The 14,300-nt window shown below is 65.3% G+C and carries 14 protein-coding genes and 1 tRNA gene; 6 read left to right on the top strand and 9 right to left on the bottom strand.

Translation table 11 applies throughout. The features are described from left to right. Positions 1 to 60: 60 nt before the first annotated feature. Positions 61 to 1,272: a PucR family transcriptional regulator gene (locus tag AC3ZJJ_RS07435; protein WP_489895017.1), complete on the bottom strand. Its 1,212-nt coding sequence runs from the start codon at positions 1,270 to 1,272 to the stop codon at positions 61 to 63. A 136-nt stretch (positions 1,273 to 1,408) separates the two neighbouring features. Further along, a complete protein-coding gene (gene aceE / locus AC3ZJJ_RS07430) occupies positions 1,409 to 4,150 on the bottom strand; it encodes a pyruvate dehydrogenase (acetyl-transferring), homodimeric type (RefSeq protein ID WP_489895015.1) in 2,742 nt (913 codons plus the stop codon). A gap of 344 nt (positions 4,151 to 4,494) precedes the next feature. On the opposite strand from aceE, the gene AC3ZJJ_RS07425 reads away from it, so the two are divergent. The 3 genes from AC3ZJJ_RS07425 (at position 4,495) to AC3ZJJ_RS07415 (ending at position 5,564) form a co-directional block, all read left to right on the top strand. After that, the gene (locus AC3ZJJ_RS07425) at positions 4,495 to 4,911 is read left to right on the top strand and encodes a DUF3052 domain-containing protein (protein WP_489895013.1); all 417 of its coding nucleotides are present in this window, start codon (positions 4,495 to 4,497) and stop codon (positions 4,909 to 4,911) included. Between the two features lie 9 nt (positions 4,912 to 4,920). Continuing rightward, the gene (locus AC3ZJJ_RS07420; RefSeq protein WP_489895011.1) at positions 4,921 to 5,421 is read left to right on the top strand and encodes a redoxin domain-containing protein; all 501 of its coding nucleotides are present in this window, start codon (positions 4,921 to 4,923) and stop codon (positions 5,419 to 5,421) included. Between the two features lie 70 nt (positions 5,422 to 5,491). Continuing rightward, positions 5,492 to 5,564: transfer RNA gene (locus tag AC3ZJJ_RS07415), tRNA-Val, on the top strand. A gap of 372 nt (positions 5,565 to 5,936) precedes the next feature. On the opposite strand, the gene AC3ZJJ_RS07410 is transcribed toward AC3ZJJ_RS07415, so the two are convergent. Together AC3ZJJ_RS07410 and AC3ZJJ_RS07405 are read right to left on the bottom strand one after the other, a co-directional pair. Next, positions 5,937 to 6,182, bottom strand: coding sequence for a helicase associated domain-containing protein (locus tag AC3ZJJ_RS07410; protein ID WP_489895009.1), 246 nt, complete (start codon positions 6,180 to 6,182; stop codon positions 5,937 to 5,939). 17 nt (positions 6,183 to 6,199) lie between these two features. Then, positions 6,200 to 6,430, bottom strand: coding sequence for a hypothetical protein (locus AC3ZJJ_RS07405; RefSeq protein ID WP_489895007.1), 231 nt, complete (start codon positions 6,428 to 6,430; stop codon positions 6,200 to 6,202). Between the two features lie 540 nt (positions 6,431 to 6,970). Between AC3ZJJ_RS07405 and AC3ZJJ_RS07400 the strand changes: the two genes are divergently transcribed. Next, positions 6,971 to 7,546: a hypothetical protein gene (locus AC3ZJJ_RS07400; protein WP_489895005.1), complete on the top strand. Its 576-nt coding sequence runs from the start codon at positions 6,971 to 6,973 to the stop codon at positions 7,544 to 7,546. Positions 7,547 to 7,630: 84 nt separating this feature from the next. Here AC3ZJJ_RS07400 and AC3ZJJ_RS07395 read toward each other — a convergent pair whose 3' ends face one another. The 4 genes from AC3ZJJ_RS07395 to AC3ZJJ_RS07380 are packed head-to-tail and all read right to left on the bottom strand — an operon-like array spanning position 7,631 to position 10,030. Then, positions 7,631 to 8,008: a hypothetical protein gene (locus AC3ZJJ_RS07395; protein WP_489895003.1), complete on the bottom strand. Its 378-nt coding sequence runs from the start codon at positions 8,006 to 8,008 to the stop codon at positions 7,631 to 7,633. Then, a complete protein-coding gene (locus tag AC3ZJJ_RS07390) occupies positions 8,005 to 8,955 on the bottom strand; it encodes a M23 family metallopeptidase (protein WP_489895001.1) in 951 nt (316 codons plus the stop codon). Before AC3ZJJ_RS07390 ends, AC3ZJJ_RS07395 begins: the two co-directional genes overlap by 4 nt. Continuing rightward, positions 8,952 to 9,740, bottom strand: a complete 789-nt coding sequence (locus tag AC3ZJJ_RS07385; protein WP_489894999.1) for a hypothetical protein — start codon at positions 9,738 to 9,740, stop codon at positions 8,952 to 8,954. The genes AC3ZJJ_RS07390 and AC3ZJJ_RS07385 overlap by 4 nt, the downstream gene beginning before the upstream one ends. Beyond that, positions 9,737 to 10,030 (bottom strand): hypothetical protein, encoded by a 294-nt coding sequence (locus AC3ZJJ_RS07380; protein ID WP_489894997.1) that lies wholly within the window; start codon positions 10,028 to 10,030, stop codon positions 9,737 to 9,739. The genes AC3ZJJ_RS07385 and AC3ZJJ_RS07380 overlap by 4 nt, the downstream gene beginning before the upstream one ends. Positions 10,031 to 10,516: 486 nt before the next feature. Here AC3ZJJ_RS07380 and AC3ZJJ_RS07375 point away from each other — a divergent pair, with 486 nt between their 5' ends. Both AC3ZJJ_RS07375 and AC3ZJJ_RS07370 read left to right on the top strand, forming a co-directional pair. Further along, positions 10,517 to 10,663: a hypothetical protein gene (locus AC3ZJJ_RS07375; protein WP_489894995.1), complete on the top strand. Its 147-nt coding sequence runs from the start codon at positions 10,517 to 10,519 to the stop codon at positions 10,661 to 10,663. A gap of 70 nt (positions 10,664 to 10,733) precedes the next feature. Beyond that, positions 10,734 to 11,789, top strand: coding sequence for an acyltransferase family protein (locus tag AC3ZJJ_RS07370; RefSeq protein ID WP_489894993.1), 1,056 nt, complete (start codon positions 10,734 to 10,736; stop codon positions 11,787 to 11,789). On the opposite strand, the gene AC3ZJJ_RS07365 is transcribed toward AC3ZJJ_RS07370, so the two are convergent. Then, positions 11,746 to 14,232 carry a glycosyl hydrolase family 28-related protein gene (locus AC3ZJJ_RS07365; RefSeq protein WP_489894991.1) on the bottom strand — a complete coding sequence of 829 codons (2,487 nt, stop codon included), beginning with the start codon at positions 14,230 to 14,232 and terminating at the stop codon, positions 11,746 to 11,748. The genes AC3ZJJ_RS07370 and AC3ZJJ_RS07365 overlap by 44 nt on opposite strands. Between the last annotated feature and the right edge of the window lie 68 nt (positions 14,233 to 14,300).

Raw genomic sequence — 14,300 nt, 5'->3', positions numbered from 1 at the left:
GATCGGTGGGGTACCGCGTGTTTCGCGGCACCAAGCTCCCCACGGTGGGTTGTAGGTATCCTACAACCCCTGCGTGCGGTCGAGCCGGCCCACAACGAGCGCCGTCTGCAAGACAAACGCCTCCCGCGGGACCAGGGGATCCCACCCCGTGACGTCGCAAACGCGCTTGAGCCGGTAGCGGACGGTGTTCGCGTGGACAAAGAGTTCGCGCGCGGTGCCCTCGAGCGAGTGGCCCAGCGACAGGTAGCTTGAGAGCGTCTCGATCAGTCCGTTCCCGGCCTTCTCCAGCGGCTCGTAGATGCTGTGCGCAAGCGCCGCGCGTGCCGCGGCGTCCCCGTTCATGACCCGCTCCGGCCAGAGGTCCTCCGAGGAGACCGGCCGTGGCACCAGCGGCCACGCGCGTGCCGCCGCGATGCCGGCGAAGGCCGCGTGTGCCGAGTCCGCGGCTTCGCGCAGGCTGGAGGCCTCGGGGCCGTAGACGACCGGCCCGGGCCCGAAGAACTCGCTCAGCCTCGGGAAGCCGGACTCGCGTTCGCCGACGCCGCCGAGCATCAGGATCAGCCGGTCGCCTTGGATGCCGACCAGGCAGTCCCGCGCATAGCGCAACCCGGCCCGCCGCAGGTCGCCCACGAACCCGGCGTTTGCGACCTCCGGGGAAGTCCCCACCATGACCTGGATGCCGCTCTGCGACTCCCAGCCGACGGCGGCCACGCGGGAGCGGAGCGCGTCGGGGCTCTCCCCGCGCAGCACGGCGTCGACCACCAGGGCCTCGAGGCGGCTGTCCCAGGCGCCCCGCGATTCGGCGGCCCGGGCGTACACGTCCGCGGCGGCGAACGCCACCTCGCGGGAGTAGCGCAGGACGGCCTCGCGCAGCTGCACCTGCTCGGACTCGGGTGCCAGGTCCGGCACCTGGTTCTCCACCACCTCGACAATGGTGCGGATGAGCTGAAGCGCCTTCTGAAGGCTGATCGAGCGCGTGAGCTCCGTGGGGGCCGCGCCGAAGACGTCCGTGAGGACCCACTGCGGGGACGTGGGGCGCTCGTACCAGGAGACGAAGGAGGCGATGCCCTTCTGCGCGACTAGTCCCAGGGCCGCTCGTTCCTCCGGGCGCAGGCCCCGGTACCAGGGCAGCGACTGGTCCAGGTGCTTGAGCGCCACCGTGGACAGGACGCCGAGGTGCGACTTGAGGCGCTGCAGCGTTTCCGCGCTTGCCTTGGGCTGCCGGACGGGCCTGATGCGGGGGACTCCGGCGGCCGGACGCTCTTCGCTCATCCATCGAGGATACGCACGTTGCCCGAACGGCGCATTTTGTGTGAACGCTACAAAAACGACGGCGGGCCCCGCGTTCCGTGCGTTGGCACGGGGTCGCGGGACCCGCCGTCGTTTCGCCGTCGTGAGCGGGTGGGGACTAGGAGTCTCCGCCCGCGTTGCCGGACGTGCCGGCGTTGACGTCGTTGAGGCTGTACTTCTCGAAGGCCTTGGCCGCCGCGTCCGCGTCGACCTCGCCCCGGCGGCCGAGCATCTCGAGCGCCCGGACCACCACGCTGTGCGCGTCGATCTTGAAGTAGCGGCGGGCGGCCGCGCGGGTGTCCGAGAAGCCGAAGCCGTCGGCGCCCAGGGTCGCGAACTCGTTCGGGATGAACTGGCGGATCTGGTCCGGCACGGCCTTCATGTAGTCCGTCACGGCCACGATCGGTCCGGTCGCGCCGGCCAACTGCTGGGTCACGAACGGCACGCGCGCCTCGGTGCCGGGGTTGAGGAACCGCTCCTCCTCCGCGGCGAGCCCGTCGCGGCGCAGTTCGGTCCAGCTGGTGACGGACCAGACGTCGGCCGAAACGCCCCAGTCCTCCGCGAGGATCCGCTGCGCCTCGATGGCCCAAGGCACCGCCACGCCCGACGCGAGCAGTTGCGTCCTGGGCCCGTCGACCTTGGCCGGCGCGGCGAGGTAGATGCCCTTGAGCAGGCCCTCGACGTCCAGTTCGTCCGGCTCCACGGGCTGGCTGATCGGCTCGTTGTAGACCGTGAGGTAGTACATGACGTTCGGATCCGCGTGCTCGCCGCCGTACATGCGCTCGAGGCCGGCCCTCATGATGTGGCCGATCTCGTAGCCGTACGCCGGGTCGTAGGTGACGACGGCCGGGTTGGTGCTCGCGAGGATGGGGGAGTGCCCGTCCGCGTGCTGCAGGCCCTCGCCCGTCAGCGTGGTCCGTCCCGCCGTGGCGCCGATGATGAAGCCGCGCGTCATCTGGTCCGCGGCGGCCCAGAAGGCGTCGCCCGTGCGCTGGAAGCCGAACATGGAGTAGAACACGTAGATCGGCACCAGCGGCTCGCCGTGCGTGGCGTAGGACGTTCCCGCGGCGGTGAACGCCGCGACGGCGCCGGCCTCATTGATGCCCGGGTGGACGATCTGGCCGCTGATGGACTCCTTGTAGGCCAGGACGAGGTCCCGGTCCACGGACAGGTAGTTCTGGCCCTTGGGGTTGTAGATCTTCGCCGTCGGAAAGAACGAGTCCATGCCGAAGGTACGGGCCTCGTCGGGGATGATCGGGACAACGCGCTTCCCGAACTCCTTGTCCCTCATGAGGTCCTTGAGCAGACGCACGAACGCCATGGTGGTGGCGGCCTGCTGCTTGCCGGAGCCGCGTTTGGCGACCTCGTAGGCCTTGTCGTCCGGGAGGTGGATGGCGTCGTGGTTGGCCCGCCGCTCGGGGACGGATCCGCCGAGCGCGGCGCGGCGCTCCATCATGTACTGGATCTCCGGGGAGTCCATTCCGGGGTGGTAGTACGGCGGCAGGTACGGATCGGCCTCGAGCTGCTCGTCCGTGATGGGGATGCGCAGGTGGTCGCGGAAGGCCTTGAGGTCATCCAGCGTCAGCTTCTTCATCTGGTGGGTCGCGTTGCGGCCCTCGAAGTGCGGTCCCAGGCCGTAGCCCTTGACGGTCTTGGCCAGGATGACGGTGGGCTTGCCCTTGAACTCCGTGGCGGCCTTGTAGGCGGCGTAGACCTTGTTGTAGTCGTGCCCGCCGCGCTTGAGGTTCCAGATCTGCTCGTCCGTGAGGTCGGCGACCATTTCCTTGGTCTCCGGGGACTTGCCGAAGAAGTGCTCGCGGACGAACCCGCCGGACTCGGCCTTGTAGGTCTGGTAGTCGCCGTCCGGAGTCTGGTTCATGATGTCGACCAGCGCGCCGTGCTCGTCCCTGTCCAGCAGGGAGTCCCACTCGCGGCCCCAGACCACCTTGATGACGTTCCAGCCGGCACCGCGGAAGAACGCCTCGAGCTCCTGCATGATCTTGCCGTTGCCGCGCACCGGGCCGTCGAGGCGCTGCAGGTTGCAGTTGATGACGAAGTTGAGGTTGTCCAACTTCTCGTTGGCGGCCAGCTGGAGCAGGCCGCGCGACTCGGGCTCGTCCATTTCGCCGTCGCCGAGGAACGCCCAGACCTGCTGGTCCGCGGTGTCCTTGATCCCGCGGTTGTGCAGGTAGCGGTTGGACTGCGCCTGGTAGATGGCGTTCATCGGCCCGATGCCCATCGACACCGTCGGGAACTCCCAGAATTCGGGCATGTTCCGCGGGTGCGGGTAGGACGGGAGCGCGTGGCCCTCCTTGGACTTCTCCTGGCGGAAACCGTCCATGTCCTGCTCGGAGAGGCGGCCCTCCATAAAGGCGCGGGCGTACATGCCGGGCGAGGCGTGGCCCTGGAAGAACACCTGGTCGCCGCCGCCGGGGTGGTCCTTGCCGCGGAAGAAGTGGTTGAAGCCGACCTCGTAGAGCGTGGCCGCGCCCGCGTAGGTGGAGATGTGTCCGCCGACGCCGATGCTCGGGTGCTGCCCGCGGTGCACCATAACGGCCGCGTTCCAGCGCATCCAGGCGCGGTAGCGCCGCTCGATCTCCTCCTTGCCGGGGAAGGTCGGCTCCTGGTCCACCGGAATGGTGTTCACGTAGTCCGTGGTCGTGACCATCGGCACGCCGACGCTCTTGGCTCCCGCACGCTGCAGGATGGACCGGACAATGAACTGGGCACGTTCGGTGCCCTGGGTCTCCACAAGATCGTCGAATGACTCTAGCCATTCGGCGGTCTCATCCGGGTCGCGGTCCGGCAGCTGGCTGGTCAAGCCGCTGCGGATGTGGGAAATGTGATCGTCTTCAGCCACGTCCAACTTCTCCTCGTTACGGGTACAGCGTGGGGCGAGCGGCGGGTTCCGCCGTGCAGTGGAAACTCGTCGCGGCGGCTCGGCCGCCTGGTGGCACGCCACCGACTCATGGTCGGAGGTGCCTCCACGACACTCTAATGCTCGGGCGGGCGCGATGCGTAGCCGGACTCACGCGGCGCGGGCGAATGAGTCACGCCGCGTACGCGCGTAGCATGACGCGTCCCCGGGGGCGTCATCGGGTGCCATTCGGCACCTTTGACGGCGTGTCAAGGCCCTCCCGCTTGATGGTGGCCGATTAAAGGTGTTGGCTGGTGGTGACGCTAACCACTAGTAGGAGGAGAAACGTGAGCGACGCCGGAGCGGCTAAAACCGCGGCTGTGGGCAAGATGGGCTTCAAGGACGGAGACCTGATCCAGGAGCTGGGGTATGACGACGACGTCGATTACGAGTTGCGCGACGCCCTCGAAGAGGTGATTGGCGGGGAACTGCTGACCGAGGACGACCACGACGTCGTCGACTCGGTGCTGCTGTGGTGGCGCGACGACGACGGTGATCTGGTGGATGCCCTGATGGACTCTCTCACCACGCTCGGGGAGGGCGGGGTGGTGTGGCTGCTGACGCCCAAGTCCGGCCGCGACGGCTACGTGCGCCCCGCGGAGATCCTCGAGTCCGCTCCGACCGCGGGCCTGCACGTCACGACCAGCGAGGGCGTGTCCGCGGACTGGGCCGCGTCGCGGCTGGTGCCCCGGCGCAAGAACTAGCTGGTGGGGATGGACGGACCGGCCGCTGCGGGGGGAGAAGTTCCGCGTGACGGGCCGGCCGTTGGCGACGCGGTTCCCGCCTTCACGCTGGAGAACCAGTTCGGCGAGCGCGTGTCCGACATTCTGTTGGGATCCGCGGACTACTTCCTCGTGTTCTACCCGTTCGCGTTCAGCCGTGTCTGCACCTCCGAGCTTGCGGAGCTCGAGTTGGCTCGCGCGGACTTCGCCGAACGGGGCGTGCGCCTGTTCGGAATTTCCACCGACCACAAACACGCCCTGCGGGCCTACGCCCACGAGTTGGGCATCGGGTACGAGCTCCTGGCGGACTTCTGGCCGCACGGGGCCGCGGCGCAGGCGTTCGGTTGCTTCGACCCGGAGCATGGGCGGGCCGGAAGATCGACCTTCCTCGTGTCCGGCGGGCGGATTGCCGCGCGGTTCGACAGCGCCCCGGGCGTCGCCCGCGGACTGGATAGCTACCGGGCCGCCCTCGCTGCCCTGGCCGCGCCCTGAGGGTTATGGGTCGGCGGATCCGCGCCGATTGGCGCCCCCGGGGCCGGAACGGTAGGCTCTAACGTCGCAAGGGTCTTTAGCTCAGCTGGTAGAGCGCCACGTTTACACCGTGGATGTCATCGGTTCGATCCCGGTAGGACCCACCGCTGAAAACCCCGCCATTCCAAGGGATTCAAGCCCGTAATGGCGGGGTTTTTCCATGTCAGGCGGGATTGCGCCTTGGGCCCACTTGACCCCCTTTGAGGCGACTTGTCCGCACTGAAGTTCCCCCAGAGTCCCCCGGGAGAATCCCGGGTGGTGGTGAATAATCGGCTCATGCAAAAGCTATTGAGCGTGTTCGCGGCGGCCGAACTCTTGGACATGCACCCACAATCGGTCCGGAAGATGCTCCGGACAGGTGAGTTGGCCGGGGATCAAAGCGAAAGGCATCAGGGGCGCATGGAAGGTCGAGCCTGCCGCTATTGAGCGTTGGATCGCTCGGCACCGTTACGTGGCTGGCACGTAGCGCGCATGCACTATTCCGCCCACAGTCCCAGCTGTTCGAGTTTCCTTCGCTGGTCGTCGCTGAGCCGGCCAGACCGGTCGGCGAACTTTTGTCGATCGCACCAGGAGGCTAACCGGGACTCGGCGTCATAGGAATGTGGGTTGTACCGCGGCAGCCGTCCCTGATCTTCAACGAACGCTGCCAGGCGCTGAAAAGTGTCGCACCAGTTGATGGCATGTTGACTTGGAGATCTCTTCAGCTGGGTGAAATAGTGCACCGGAAAACATTACCTGACTAGGGAAGGGCTGGATCACGGACTCCGCCCCACCCGCGGTCGCCCTCGTCATCCGGTTCCCAATCGTCGGGGTGCAGGTTGTGCGGCATCACGTTCATGCGGGGTATGGGCTTGGGGAGCCTCGGTGCCCTGGGTGGCCTTTGCGTGCGCTTGTCCTCGCGCCGGGCGTCGAGCTCCCTTTCGGCCTTATGGACTGAGGCGAGAGCCTTCTCGACGTCGACCTTGTTCACGGTGGTTCCTCAAACGAATGAGCGGCCCCGCACCCCCAAGCGGAGGTTGCGAGGCCGCTCTGCTTCCCATCACGGATTGCTCCGTCGCCGACACTTCTCACGATGCCGGCGCGACTATGCTATTCGAAGATGTGTTCGATTGCCAGTTAAAGAGAGACGCCCTCACCTGCCTATGCGGTGAGGGCGCTCGCGCTATGCCGGCCGAAGCTGCAGCATCGCGATGGTTCCGCCACTTGGGGGTTGGCGAAACACTGTCCTGATCTCGCTTGGGGTCAAGGCCAAGACTACTGAAGAGTAGCATGCACGATCCCACCAGCACCACGGGCACCACATCGGGACTTTGGGGCACCAACGTCAAGACGGCACACGGCGATGCCACCAACGCCTATCGCGACGCGGCGTTCCGTGCCCGCTCTAGGGCACTCCTGCTGAGCTGTCCCGCTCTTGGCATTGAGATCTTAAGCGACCACGCTTTGACGCTTGCTAAACGAAATGCGCGTCGAGAACTGCGAATCTGCGCCTGACTGCTTGGATAGGGGTATGGGCGATTTCTTGACTGTGGTGGGCATATTGCTGGCATTCATTACTGGCGGTATCGGCATATTGCAGGCGCATAAGGCCAACCAGGCTGCCGACGGAGCGATGCGAGCATCCGAGGAGGCCGGGAGAGCCAGTGCGGATGCTCTCGAGATAGCCCGCCGAACCGAGTCCAGAGCAACGGAAGTCAGCAATATCCATTGGGAAGGGTACTGGGCGGGCCGCGGCGTGTACCGGCTTGTGAACAAGGGCGACGATGACGCGCACAATGTTAGGGCCGTCGTAACTGTCGATGATGAGGAGATACGCGGCGCCGAGGCGCTCGTGGCTGCTGCTGGGGGAGAGCTTGAACTTCGCTTTCCTCAAGCGAATCTCCAATGGCAGCAGGATCGTGCCGAGTACAGACAATGGGAACGCGACTCCGGGCGCACCGGACCCTACGGAATCCCGCTCTCGAGTTCGATAGCGCCAATGTTCTTCCACACGATTCGCGAGCGCGTGGACTGGGTTACAGAGAGCGGTGCCCCGGGAAAGTACGAAAAGTTCTGGAAGCTAGCCGACATCGGTCCCGAGTTCTAGCGTTTTGTTCGTCCGAATCGCTATAGCCTCTAAACGGCAAAATGGCCCCCACGCGTGAAGCGTGGGGGCCATAGTCGTCTGTTTCTATGCGCGGTGGTCGGCGCCTTCGACGCGGTCGCTGTCGGCGTGCCGGTTGGTGCTGATGCGGGGGAGCAGGGCGCCGGGGATCGGTGCGTAGACGGTCTGGTCCTCGTCCTTGTTCGTGGTTGGCGAGACGTAGACAGGGGCCTTGGCAGAACCGAGAAGCCAACCGAACCGCGGTGCGACGTGCGTTTCGAGCAGCCTGGCCACGAGGTAGTAGGCCGCAGTGAAGGCGAGGCTCAGCGCCGCCGTGAGCGCCGACTCAAACTCCGGATCGACAGGGATGCCAAGGCCGGCGAACCAGCCGAGCACGATGCCCACGATGGGCGGCACGATGGTGCGGACGAAAGACGTCCAGAGAGTGGATAGCGCGGTGATCATGCTGCGTCCTCCTGGGGGCTGGTGACGAGTTCGAACGTGAGGCCGGAGAGCGCGGACCCGATCTGGGTGCGCATCTCTTCGGCGGTCTTGGTGTGGTCGTGCTGGAGTTCCTCGAGCAGGCCGAGGATGGGGCCGAGGCCTTCCCGGACCGCGTAGACCTGGCCGTTGGTGGCGAGCAGGTGGGCGGCCATGCTGTGCTTGGCTTTCGGGTCAGCGCCTGGCGCCCGAGAGGGGTACTGCGTGTCCAGCCATACGCCACGCCCTGCGAGCTTGGGGATGTCCTTGCGGAGGTTGTCGGCGGCCTTGGACGTGTGCGCGGTGATTTCGCGCTTGGTTTTGAGCAGCTCGTCGTGGACGACGGCGCGGATCTGGGCTTCGGTTGCCATGTCTGACCATTCCTTTGCTGGGGGTGTGACCACGATGGGCGCGGCCGGCTTGCTGATGGGCTTGGACGTTGCGGGGACGAGGGGCGGAATGCCGTACTTGTAGGTGAGCGGCCAGACCCCGAGTTGCTTGAGTACGGGCGCGGGGTTCTTCCATGCGCCGCCAACGCGCAGGCCGAGGTGCAGGTGACTGTTGGTGGCGTGGCCGGACTTCCACATGTCGCAGAGCAGCGTGCCTGCCTCGACGCGCTGGCCGATCTTCACGCGGAAGTTGCGGCCGTGCTGGTAGGTCCAGACGCGACCGATGTCGTCGCGGATGGCCACGATGTTCCCGGTGTGGCCGGGGTAGAGCGGGTTGGACCAGTCGCCGGGCTCGATGTCGGTGAAGAGTGCTTCGACGCGGCCGCCGACGACGGCGTAGATGGGGCTTGTGCCGCCGGCGATCTTGGGCTGGAAGTCGATGCCGAGGTGCTTCATGCCGGCGCGGATGCCGACGGTGTCGTTGGCGAACTCGCTGCCGTAGATGTGCCGGCAGTTGGGGCCGACGGGGGGATGCGCGATCATGGTGCGGCCTCTTCTGTGGGGGTTTCTACGACGGTGGACTCGAGGCGGCATGGACCGTCCGAGTTCTGGGTAGTGCCGTCGGTGTAGGTGACGTGCCAGTAGGACGTGGTCCCGGTGCCAACACATTCGATCGCGCTGATGCCGACGCCTGGCAGCCCGTCCATGCCGGCGGGTCCTACGGCGCCCGTCGCACCGTCCTTGCCGTCCTTGCCCGCGGGGCCGACGGGGCCGGGTTCTCCGGTCGCGCCTTGCGGTCCTGCCTCGCCGGTGGCACCCGTTGCGCCTGTGGACCCAGCCGCACCGTCCTTGCCATTGAGCCCGTTCGCTCCGACCGCTCCGGTCGCGCCAACTTCTCCGGCCGCGCCGTCCTCACCGGAAGTGCCATCGGTTCCATCTGAACCGGCGGGGCCAACCTTGCCCGGTTCGCCTGGTGACCCGTCCGCGCCGTCTTGCCCGTCGGTCCCGTCGGTCCCGTCGGTTCCGGGCGTGCCCTGCGGTCCCGGGTCGCCTTGATCACCCTTCGGCCCGGCTACGGCCGCGGCGGGCTGCGCTGCGACATCTTCCGCCTTCTGGCAGAGGTCCTGCTCGTTGATCAGCAGCGGGCCTTTGGCGCAGGCCGTTTTGACCTGTTCGGCCAGCGTGAGCGCGTTCGTTGTGGCGACGTCGGCGCGCTTGGCCGACAGCACTCCGATGGTGAACACCGCGCCCACGAGCATGATGGCGAGGACGGCGAACGCGGCACCGATCAGGTTTCGTTTCCGCTCGAGCGGGGTCTTACCGATCATGGCGCCTCGACTTCCTCTTGCTCGATGGGGTCCGCACGGGACCCGGGGTAGCGCAGCGCGTAGTAGCCCTGCTGGTACTTGTCTCGCTCGGCGCGGAGCTTGTCGAGCTCCACGTCCTTGGCGGCCAGTTCGCCGTTCTTCCGGGCGATGACGCCTTCCTTTTCCTCGCGGAGTTCTCGGCTGGCTTTGAGCCACCAGAACGCGAGGGCGAGGATGACGACGAGCGCTCCGGCGAACATGCCGAACTGTGCGAGTACGCCGCCGAGTGCGCCGCTGGTTGCTTGCTCCACACGCGGGCTCCTCCTGGTTCTTCTGGGGTGCCCGGGGGCATGGGAAAGGCCCGCCGGCTGAGTCCGACGGGCCTTAATGGGTGGTGCGGGGACTTCACTTATCCGGCGGTTACATGACGCGCACATGTCGCATCTGTTGAGTCCGGCGGGCCCGTTGGGGCTCTTGTTGAATGGGTGAATTCGTCATTTGACTAGGGGGTACAGGCCGACCTAGCCTTCGTTAGTTGAACATGGAAGTTCGGCCCTTACAGAACGGTTTGCTCATGGACGCCCTACGGAATCTTCGGTCCCGCTGTGCCCAGTGGTGGGAGCGCCACATCTCGGCCGCGGACCCTAATCCCCAGCCGTCGAAGCTGGACTCCGTAGACCGGCCGGACCGACAGCCCATCGGGATCGCGCCGCGGAAATCAGATACCGGCTTCAAGAAGTCCGCGTAGCCAAGAACCTCACTTATCCGGCGGTTAGGTGGGCGCTAGGATCTGGGGCATGACTCAATCGCCAGAAGATCAGTACCTCGAATCCGTGCTCATGGATGACGCGGAGGGCTCCCACTGCCCGCGCTGCGGAGAGTGGCACGCCCCTGACGGCATGGGTCCGGAGATCGAGGACTGGTGCAAGCGCGAAATCGGATAGTCGACACTTAGCCGGACCGCTAGGCTGGCACGAGTCTGTTGACATTCCGGGGGGAGCAACAATGCAGCGATTGGCTTGGCTGGACGCGTCAAAGGGCATCGCCATCGCGTGTGTCGTTTTCCTGCATGCAACGCTGTGGTTCGAGTACGTCGGCGTTCGGAGCGAGGCCTTGACTGCGTTCAATACCGCGCTCTCGAACGTTCTGATGCCGGTGTTCTTCGTTGCGGCTGGCCTTCTCGCCGGCCGGTGGGTCACCTCTGAGTGGAAGAGTCTCTATAGCGGCAAGTTGGCACGTCTCGTCTGGATCTACTTGGCTTGGCAGCCGGTTTTCTTCCTGTTCAAGTTCGTCGCTGGCGGCGTGCTGCCGAACCAGCAAGACACTGGCGTCGCCGCCCACTTGCTTCGCATGGTCGCGGCACCGGTGCGCCCGAACGGTGAGACGTGGTTCTTGTGGGCCCTTGTCCTGTACTTCGTAGCAGCGAAGGCGCTGTCCCGATTGCGACCAGGTTTTCATGTTGCGCTAGCCGCCGCCGCATCAGTCGCCTGGTTCGACTTGGTAGTCCCCCTCCTTTCGGACGAGCAGTACAGACTCTTGGGGGTCGGACTGGGGACGGCACCGGGCCTGTACGTATTCTTCATTGCCGGCGTCGTCTATAAGCGACAGTTGCTCGCGATTGCCGAGGCTACGCCGCCCATCGCGTGGCTTGCGCTGTGGGTGGCGTTTATCGCAGTCTCGGCGGTTGTTTGGGGGGCAGGGTTGATGACCGCCCCGCTTGTCCCCACAACGATGCGCGCCTTCGGGTGCTTAGCCGGAATTGGGGCAGGCGTTCTTCTATCAAGAGCCGCCCCGGTTGTATTCCTCGGGACCCGTTCCTTACAGGTGTACGTGACGCACATGCCGGTGATCGCGTTCGCACTGGTGGCACTGTGCGCGGCTGGGATCTACGTCGAGTCGCCCGCGTTGGTGGCGGCGCTTGTGGTCTCTCTCAGCGCCGCCACCCTTGCGATCGTTCTTTTCGTGCCGGCCCGTTTCGGCGCGGGGGCCCTCAGGTACATGTATGACTGCCCTGATTGGTTCCGGGCTACGCGGCCTCTAGCCAGCTGGTCCCGTTCCAGACGAGTGTGATGGCTTTCTGCGGTGCGAGTGTCTTGTTCGCGTCGCCGTCGAGGTCGGTCTTGGTCGCCGTTCCGTGAGGGATGATGAGGCCGACGGTGCCGATGTTGACGATGCGGAGCATCTGGGCCTCGCGCCGCGCCACCGGGAGGGGAGCGAGTGTCGGGTTCGTGCCTGTCGCTTGGATATTCGCCACAATGACGGGTTCCAACGATCGACGGACTCGGGTCGACACATCGTAGGTTCCCTGCTGGAAGGAACTGGAAGACCGCCCGTCCGATGCCACGACATAGTCGAAGACGATGTCACCCGTCGACGTGCTGGCAGATGTTGCCGGCGGGTAGTCCACATCCACGCCACGCAGCTTCACGATGTCTCCAACCGTGTTGCGGATCATCTGCGATCGTGCGGCTGCGGCACTAGTGTTGCGCAGTCGGATCCGCTCCAGCAGCACCATCCCATTTGCGGACGTATCGATGACCGCTATCGGCGTTCCCGACGTGTTGGCGGTCAGGTCCACCGTGATGCCGCCGCCGACGAACGCGCTATTTTGACCGCTGATGACGGTGGCACTGGCTGGCAGTTCCGCCGGTGAGACGATCCGAATGTCCCAGAGTTCCAGCGTCCCGTTCTGCGACCTAATTGCCGAGTTCAAGTAGTTCGGCGAGTCGATGCGCAGGTCACGGAGGGTGCTCGAGCGGGTTTCTCGCACGCTGTTGTGACTGTTCAGGTAGACGTTGACCGGGGTTTCCTGCATGCCCTCAGCCGTGACGTTGGTGACGTCGTGACCCCAGGACTCGCAACCCGCCGCTTCCGTGAAGATGTTGATGGCATTCTTGCCCCCGCGCACGAATCCGTTACGGATGATGTGCTTGCGGCCTCGCAGCGCGAACCCGGCATAGCAGTTGATGGCCTGGCAGTTGATGAAGTGGACGTTTTCGGCTGCGTGGTGGGTGTCCCAGCCCGTCACGGTCGCTCCGTGCGCCACAGAGTCGATGATTTGCGCCCCGTAGGTGCGCCCGTAGTGGTCGGGGTTTGAGTTCGTGACGATACGGCTTGAGTCGTCGGAGTAGGCGTGGCGGACATGCCTCGCATTTAGGCCGATGATGCGACCGTAAGAGGAGGAATTGTCCAATACGCCGTAGCCGAACTGTCCAGCAACGGGATCATTGCTGAGGTTGAGCACAGATAGATTGCGGATCGTGTACCCGTAGCACCCAACCACGGTCACTCCGGCGCCACCGGCACGCTCGATAATGACGTCATCCATCGTCGGGCCAGTCATTCGGATCAAACCGACGAGGGTTGCCGTCGCGGTGGAGAGTGATGCAGTTAGGCGCAGTCCTCGGATATGGACGGCATGGTTTTCCATCTTCGCCAGACGGACGTTCGTGGAGTAGGTTTCGCGAAGACGACCCATGACCGTGACCGTGCTGCTGACGATGGAGTCGACAACCGCGAACTCGCCGCGACGAGAATCCTTCCCACCCGAGCCTGGCCGCGAACCTTCGATGATGTCTTCGGAATAGATCTTGACGACATCGCCACGCTGAAGGTTCGGAGTGCTGGAGAGGGAGATGGCCGTTGTCCACACCGCTTCGCCGCCAGATGTGACGGTGGTCGGAGAGGTCCCGGTGACGGCATGAACGGCACCATAAGCGCCGTTCATGTTGAGCACTCCGTGGTTTCCAGCGGCGACGAGCGTCGCACCGTAACCCTCAATGATGATCGACCTACCGGTAAGCGTCAGCTCGGCAGTCAACTTATAGGTGCCCTGAGGAATAATGAGACGCTGCCCCTCGAGGGTGGCATCGAGTGCCGCCTGCAACTTCGCGGTATCGTCCGTGACGCCATTCCCGGCCACGCCATAGGACGCCGCAGAGACGGTGCTCGTGCCGGCCGTGATCGCGGTTCGAAGTGAAGTGTTGGCCGCGCCGCCCGGCTTGATTGCGACGTCAACGGCGGCGCCCGCAGGAGCGCCGACCAACTGCGCACTTGCGGCGGCTGCGGTTGCGGACTGCTGCGCCAGCACCAAGGAGGACGCCGCAGACGTAGCGGATTCCGCAGCACCCTCCTTGGCTTCCACGGCTTCCCCAACGAGGTCGACGAAACTCGGTCCTGCGTTCGCCGGAACGGCTTCGAACAGGGTGAGGTCGTTGTAGGTCAGCGCGCCCGTACCGGCAGGAACGCCGACGGGTTTCGACCATGCGCGGCCAGACCGAGCGTCACGAACAACCAGCTTGTAGCACCACTCGGGAAGCGGGCCGGCGGGCGAGGGTTCCACGTCCGGGAACTCGGCAGCACCGTTAATGATCGCCACTTTCGTCGGCGCGGGGAAGACCGTGGCGGCTCCGACCTTGTGCATCGAAGTAGGTTCAAGGAGAGCTTCGCCAATCACCACCTCGTCAGCGGAGCCACCGCCGACGCGGGTGTTGATGGTTATCTTGCGGCCCATGATGTGGCTCCTTAGATGAAGTATTCAGGCTGAGGTTCGGCTGGTGGGGCCGTCACGGTTTCGAGGAC

The organism is Arthrobacter sp. AOP29-A2-19 (genome assembly GCF_058138025.1).
The sequence above is the reverse complement of the archived record's forward strand: the minus strand, read 5'-3'. Positions and strand labels throughout refer to the sequence as shown.